The sequence below is a fragment of the Actinomycetospora sp. genome (assembly GCF_055612215.1).
In genome coordinates this window covers 1-6,020 of the sequence record NZ_JBVPVA010000772.1, presented here as the reverse complement: position 1 = coordinate 6,020, position 6,020 = coordinate 1, and the positions used below count along the sequence as shown (strand labels likewise).

At 76.2% G+C, this 6,020-nt stretch carries 7 protein-coding genes; 1 reads left to right on the top strand and 6 read right to left on the bottom strand.

Translation table 11 applies throughout. The annotated features are described in order from the left end of the window. Nucleotides 1-357 (bottom strand): TetR/AcrR family transcriptional regulator (locus tag AC0CYZ_RS21105; protein ID WP_472218913.1); only part of this gene is annotated, 357 nt, incomplete at its 3' end. Nucleotides 358-446: 89 nt separating this feature from the next. Between AC0CYZ_RS21105 and AC0CYZ_RS21100 the strand changes: the two genes are divergently transcribed. Next, nucleotides 447-749: an antibiotic biosynthesis monooxygenase family protein gene (locus AC0CYZ_RS21100; RefSeq protein WP_472218911.1), complete on the top strand. Its 303-nt coding sequence runs from the start codon at nucleotides 447-449 to the stop codon at nucleotides 747-749. A 96-nt stretch (nucleotides 750-845) separates the two neighbouring features. Here AC0CYZ_RS21100 and AC0CYZ_RS21095 read toward each other — a convergent pair whose 3' ends face one another. From AC0CYZ_RS21095 to AC0CYZ_RS21075, 5 genes are read right to left on the bottom strand one after another with little or no spacing between them, the layout of a single operon-like run. Beyond that, complete coding sequence (locus tag AC0CYZ_RS21095; protein WP_472218909.1) at nucleotides 846-1,577, bottom strand: mycothiol-dependent nitroreductase Rv2466c family protein; 732 nt, start codon at nucleotides 1,575-1,577, stop codon at nucleotides 846-848. 42 nt (nucleotides 1,578-1,619) lie between these two features. Further along, a complete protein-coding gene (locus tag AC0CYZ_RS21090) occupies nucleotides 1,620-2,735 on the bottom strand; it encodes an MSMEG_0565 family glycosyltransferase (protein ID WP_472218908.1) in 1,116 nt (371 codons plus the stop codon). Beyond that, a complete protein-coding gene (locus AC0CYZ_RS21085) occupies nucleotides 2,732-3,562 on the bottom strand; it encodes a carbon-nitrogen hydrolase family protein (RefSeq protein ID WP_472218906.1) in 831 nt (276 codons plus the stop codon). Before AC0CYZ_RS21085 ends, AC0CYZ_RS21090 begins: the two co-directional genes overlap by 4 nt. A 12-nt stretch (nucleotides 3,563-3,574) precedes the next feature. Continuing rightward, on the bottom strand, nucleotides 3,575-4,426 hold the full coding sequence (locus tag AC0CYZ_RS21080) for a carbon-nitrogen hydrolase family protein (protein ID WP_472218917.1): 852 nt from the start codon (nucleotides 4,424-4,426) through the stop codon (nucleotides 3,575-3,577). Next, on the bottom strand, nucleotides 4,423-5,919 hold the full coding sequence (locus tag AC0CYZ_RS21075; RefSeq protein WP_472218915.1) for an MSMEG_0567/sll0787 family protein: 1,497 nt from the start codon (nucleotides 5,917-5,919) through the stop codon (nucleotides 4,423-4,425). The genes AC0CYZ_RS21080 and AC0CYZ_RS21075 overlap by 4 nt, the downstream gene beginning before the upstream one ends. Between the last annotated feature and the right edge of the window lie 101 nt (nucleotides 5,920-6,020).

Sequence of the window (6,020 nt, the reverse complement as noted above, 5' to 3'; positions counted from 1 at the left end):
GGGCTCCTGCACGGTGAGCGCGATCAGGCGCCGGCCGAGGGCGAGCGAGGACCCCATCGTCGCGGTGACCCCGTCGACGAGGGCGGCGACGCGCGCGTGCACGTCGTCGGCGGGCGCCCGGGCGAGCGCCTCGTCGACCGGGGCGGACAGACTCCCGACGATCGCGTCGAGCATCAGCTGGTCGAGGCTCGGGAAGTGCAGGTAGACGGTGCGCCGGGAGACCTCGGCGGCGTCGGCGATCTCGGCCACCGACGGCGAGGCCCCGTCGCCGAGCAGGCGCGCGGTCGCGTCGAGGATCGCCCGCCGCGTCCGACGGCGCTGCGCCTCCCGGGCGCCACCCGCCTCCCGAGTGACCACGCGGACCTCCCTTGACGAACCTCGACCGAGGCACTCACTATACCGCTGTGCAATCGATGCACAGCAGTGCACCCACTGGGAGGCTCCCGATGTCCGTCACCTTCGTCAACTGCTTCGAGGTCCCCGCCGGCCGCGAGGACGACTTCTTCGCGCGCTGGCAGGACGTGAACGCCGTCATGCGCACCCGCTCCGGGTACCTGGAGCACCACCTCTACCGCTCGCTCGCCCCGGACGCGCGCTTCCGGTTCGTCAACGTCGCGCGCTGGACCTCCCCGGCCGCGGTGGCCGCCGCGCACGACGACGAGTTCCGGGCCCTCGTCGCCGGCCCGGAGTGGCAAGAGATCGGCTCGACGCCCGCGGTGTACGAGGAGATCCACCACGGCGCGGCGTGAGCGTGGCCGATCCCGCGCGAACGGCGCCGTCCTGACGTCAGGTGACAGGCACGTGCCGTTGCTGACGTGGGGGTCGGGGACCGGGACAGGTCGGGCTCAGCGGTGCTGCCGCCGGCTGCCGCCGTGCCAGTCCTCGGTGAGCCCGACCTCGCCCTCCCCGACGCCGTACGCCGCGAGCTGCGGGCGCTCGCGCAGGCTGCGCTTGAGCTCGGCGAACCCCGGGAACCGCGCGAGGCCGACGACGTGGTCCCACAGCTGCTCGGCCTCGTCGTCGGCGGGCTTGCGGCTGATGACCGGCCCGAAGAACGCGAGCCCGTCGGGCGGGTCGATCTGGATGATCGGGGTGCCGACGTCCCGCCCGGTCAGCGCCAGGGCCTCGTCGGTCTCGGCCTGGATCGTCGCGTCGTACCGCGTGTCGTCCACCGCGTCGGCGAGCTCCGTCGGCAGCCCGGCCCGCTCGAGGACGGGCAGCACGTAGGCGTGGGTCCCGCGGTGCTCCCGGGCGCCGGTGTGCTCGGGGACCGGCTCGTGCTCGAAGACCGCCGTCCCGAGCTCCTCGTAGAACCGGGCGAGGGCCTCCGGGCCGTCGTGCTCGCGGACCGCCGCGCACACCCGGAGCAGCCGCAGCCCCGCGGTGTGCCCGGCCTCGTACTCGGGCGGGAACTGCGCGTCGTAGTCGACGTGGGCGTTGAGCAGGCGCAGCGAGATGAACCGCCACTCGACGGCGAGGTTCCGCCGGGGGGCCACGGTCCGGACCCACGTGCTGGTCAGCCAGCAGTAGGGGCAGACGGGGTCGAACCAGAAGCGGACGTCCGTCGTCTCGGCCATGCCCGCGAGACTAGGCCCGACCCCCGACGACGTCGTGTGCGCTCAGCGCATCCCGGCGTAGGCGGCCAGGTGGGACCGCGCCACGGTGTCCCACGAGTGCGAGGCCGCGAGGGCCCGCCCGACCGCGGTGCGGGCCGGGGCGCTCGCGTCGCCGCCGGCGAGCACCCCCGCCAGCTCGTCCGCGAACGCCTCCGCGAAGCCCTCGCCGTCGGCGGCGAAGCGCACCGCCCCGGCGAACACCTCCCGCAGCACCGGCAGGTCGCGGGCCACCACCGGCACCCCGGCGGCGAGCGCCTCCATGGCGGCGAGGCCGAACCCCTCCTTCGTCGACGGGAACGCGAAGGCCGCCGCGCCCGCGACGAGCCCGGGGAGCTCCGGGTCCGCGACCGGCCCCAGGACCACCGGCTCGACCCCCAGCGACGCGGCCAGCGCGAAGACCTCATCGCGGTAGGGCCGGTAGTCGAAGAGCGTGTCCCCGCCCGCGACGACGAGCGGCACGCCGGTCCCGCGGGAGGCGAGCGCGGCCATCGCCGCCACCAGGTCCCGGGTCCCCTTGCGCGGCTCGATGCCCCCGACGGCCAGCACGTACGGCCCGAACCGCTCCCGCCACGGGGCGCCGTCGCCGTGCGACGCGGCCACCGCGAACCGCGCCGCGTCCACCCCGTTCCCGACGACGGGTGCGGTGCGTCCCCATCCGGTGAGCACCTCCGCGGCGACCGCCTCGGAGACGCAGAGCAGCGCGGCGGGCTCGACGAGCGCCCGCTCGTGGCAGGCGACCAGCGACGGCGTGGTGAACCGGTCGAGGTGGTGCACGGTGCGGACCAGGTCGTCGTAGCCGTGCGCCGCGCCCTCGGCGTTCGCGGTCAGGCAGTCCTGGGCGTGGCGGACGTCGACGGGGCCGGCGTCCGCCAGCGCCTCGGCGAGCAGCGCGATCGAGCGCAGGATGCGGTCGCCGACCGACTCGCCCTCGATCTCGGGCACCTCGACGAGGCGCGTCGGCACCGTCACCTCACGGAAGAACCCGGTGTCCCCGCCGCGCGCCAGCGCCCACACCTCGACCTCGTGCCCCGCCCGGGTCAGGGCCTCCCCCAGCGCGAGGGTGTGGACGACGCCGCCGCGCGGCTTCGTCGAGTAGGTCGAGAGGCGGATCCGCGTCATGATCGGTACGCCGACGGCCGGCGTTCCTCGAGGTGGTGCAGGACCGCGCGCGCCGCGTCGACCATGGCCGCCGGGTCGACCTCGGTGACGGCGAGCCCGCCCTTGGACCAGGTGCGCGCCAGGATCTCCCCGCCGGGGCCCACGACCTTCGCGCGCCCGAGGAAGTGCAGCGCGCCGGACCGCCCGCTCTGGTTCGCCGAGAGCAGCAGCACCTGGTTCTCGGCCGCGCGGGCCTGGTCGTAGAGGTCGAACAGCCGCGCCTGGCGGTCCTGGGCCATGCGCGGGGCCCGGTTGGTCAGCGACGTCGGCCACGCCGAGAGGCACGCGATCATGGACGCGCCGTCGACGGCGAGCGAGCGCGCCGACTCCGGGAACGTCTTGTCGTGGTCGATGAGCATGCCCATGCGGCCCACGGGCGTGTCGAAGGCGGAGAACCCGCAGCCCGCCGAGAACACCTTGGCGACGCCGGCCGGGTGGTGCACCTTGCGATGCCGCCCCAGGATGCCGTCGCCGCAGAGCGCCACGCCGGCGTTGTAGAGCTCGCCGTCGGACCCCTTCTCGCAGTAGCCGAGGCACACCACCATCTCACCGGCCAGGTCGATGACCGAGCGCACCTCGTCGCCGTTGGGCTCGAGGGCGGGCGGCAGGTCGACCGCGTCCGCGTCGTTCGGGCGCAGGTCGGTGATGTACCCGCCGAGCGCCCCGTCGGGCAGGGCGAGCAGCCCCACCCCGGCCTCCCGGGCGTGCGCGATGATCACGCCGATCCTCTCGAGGTCGAACTCGAGGTCGCGGGTGAAGTGGGCCGCCGCCGCGGCGATGCGGAGCACCGGTGCAGGGTCTCAGGCCGACGCGGGTACCGGGGAGTAGCTCCCGCGGCGCATGTCGCGCAGGTGCCCCATGAACCGGCGGGCGGCGTCCACCGACCCGTCGACGTCGACGGCGGCGACGGCGAGCCCCGCCTCGGTCCCGGTCGTGGCGAGCACCTCGCCGCCGGGGTCGACGATCTTCGCGCTGGCCACGAGACGCATCGTGCCGAACTCCCCGGCCTGGTTGGCCGAGACCCAGACGATCTGGTTCTCCAGCGCCCGCGCCCGGTCGAACAGGTCGAAGCGGCGGGTCCAGCGGTCGTCGGCGAGCACCGGGGCCTGGTTGGTGCGCGACGCGGGCCAGGCCGACATGCACACCACCACCCGCGCGCCGTCGACCGCGAGCGCCCGCGCGGCCTCCGGGAAGGCCTTGTCGTAGCAGATCATCATGCCCATGCGCCCGACCGGCGTATCGAAGGCGGCGAACCGGTCGCCGGCGGCGTAGGAGTTGTTCTCGTTGAGCGGCTGGTGCACCTTGCGGTGCCGGCCGAGCACGCCGTCGCCGGTCACGGCGACGCAGCTGTTGTAGGGCAGGCCGCCCGACGCGTCGTCACCGCGCTCGCAGTACCCGGCGGTGACGACCATGTCCCCGGCGAGGGAGATCAGCCGCCGGATCTCCGGGCCGTCGCCGTCGAGCTGCGGGGGCTCGTCCTCGTGGTCGCCGTTCAGCGACGAGAGGTAGCCCCCCAGGGCCGCCTCCGGCAGCGCGAGCAGCCCGGCCCCGGCCTCGCGGGCGCGGCCGAGGAGCTTCTCGATGCGGCGGAAGTCCTCGTCGAGGTCGCGCACGAAGCCCTCGGCGGCGGCGGCGAAGGTGACGGTCATCAGGTGGTCCTCTCGGGTGCGGTGGCCGGGCCCAGCCCGGTCACGGGGCCGGCGACGGCGGTTGTCGTCTCCCCGTCGGGCCAGCGCAGGCTCACGCCGGGCGTGTCGGTGAGCGCCCCGCAGACCGCCCCGATCGCGGGGCCGGCGGCGGGGAGCGGCGCTCCGGGCTCGTCGGTGGTGAGCAGGCCGAAGCCGGGGAAGCAGGTGAACCAGTCGGCGACGCCCACGCCGCCCGGCCGGGGGACGGCCGCGACGTCGAGGACGGCGCCGGTGCCGCTGGCCTCGGCGAGCATCCCGAGGGTCCCGACGAGGCCCGCCATCGAGACGTCCTTCGCGGCGGCGGGCCGCACGGCGGCGTCGGGACCGAGGGCGTTCACCATCGCGCGGAGGTCCTCGGGCCGGCGGCGCGAGGTGGTGTCGAACTGCCGGCCGGTGTAGCCGGGGCGCCAGGCGCCGTCGAGGTCGGCGGTGAGCCGGACCGCGTGCCCGACCCGCCCGCCGCCGGCCGGGACCGGCGTCGGGGTGGTGCCGAGGGCTGTCACCGCGAGCGAGGCGGGCACGTCGACGGTGGTGTGGCCGCCGAGCACCGGCACGCCGTAGGCGTCCGCGGCGGCCCGCAGGCCGCGCAGCACCCGGGCGACGGACGAGGCGTCGCGGCCGCCGACGGCGTCGAGCAGGCCCACCGGCCGCGCGCCCATGGCGGCGAGGTCGTTGACGTTGACCAGCACGCCGCACCAGCCGGCCCACTCCGGGTCGCGCTCGACCATCGCGGGCAGGATCGCGTCGCAGGCGGCGACGACGTCGCTGCCCGGCACCGGGGCGCCGTCGTCGCCGACGAACCCGGGCGGGGTGAGGCCCGCGACGAGGTCGCCGAGCGGGGACTTGGTGGCGTCGACGAGCCGCTGGACGCGGTCCATCGGGTGGCGCATCCGCAGGTGCGGCACGTCCGGCGCGCCGGGGACGTCCACCGCCCGCACGGTCTCCCAGCCGAGGCGGGTGAACAGCGGCCCGTTGACGGCCTGGACGTCGGCCTCGAAGCGCAGCACGCCCGCCGCCTCGGCACGGGCGACGGCGGCGCGGACCAGGGCGGCACCGACGCGCACCCCGGCCCGACGACGGCCGCCGACGCTGACCGCGAGCCGGCTGCCGGTCCACCACCCGAGGTCGGGCTCCCCGGGCCGGGCCGGGCCCAGCCGGACGCCGCCGAGCGGGGTCCCGTCGCCGTCGCGGGCGAGCAGGACGACCGCGCGGGGATCGTCGTCGGTGTCGTCGAGGTCGCCAGCCCCCATCCTTGCGGTCGAGCCGCCGAAGAGGCCCTGCTCGTCCACGAAGACGGCGCGACGCAGCGCGCGGTGGGCCACGACGTCGGGATGGGACGCGTCGGCGGCCGGGGCCTCGCCGATGGTGACGTCGCGCGGGGCGGACCGGCGGGCGAGGCCGCCGAGGATCTCCTCGGCGGCGCCGAGCGTGGCCCGCAGGCGCGCGGGCTGGGGCACGACCAGCGGCGGGAGGCTGCCGAGGCCGTCGGGGCGGGCCGCGCGGGGCCGGGACTCGTCGGTCAGGGACACCTCGATCAGCCCCCCGCCGCGGAGAGCGC

Coding starts and splice junctions, on each gene's coding strand:
- AC0CYZ_RS21100 (WP_472218911.1), top strand. CDS start 447: ATGTCCGTCACCTTCGTCAACTGCTTCGAGGTCCCCGCCGGCCGCGAG.
- AC0CYZ_RS21095 (WP_472218909.1), bottom strand. CDS start 1,577: ATGGCCGAGACGACGGACGTCCGCTTCTGGTTCGACCCCGTCTGCCCC.
- AC0CYZ_RS21090 (WP_472218908.1), bottom strand. CDS start 2,735: ATGACGCGGATCCGCCTCTCGACCTACTCGACGAAGCCGCGCGGCGGC.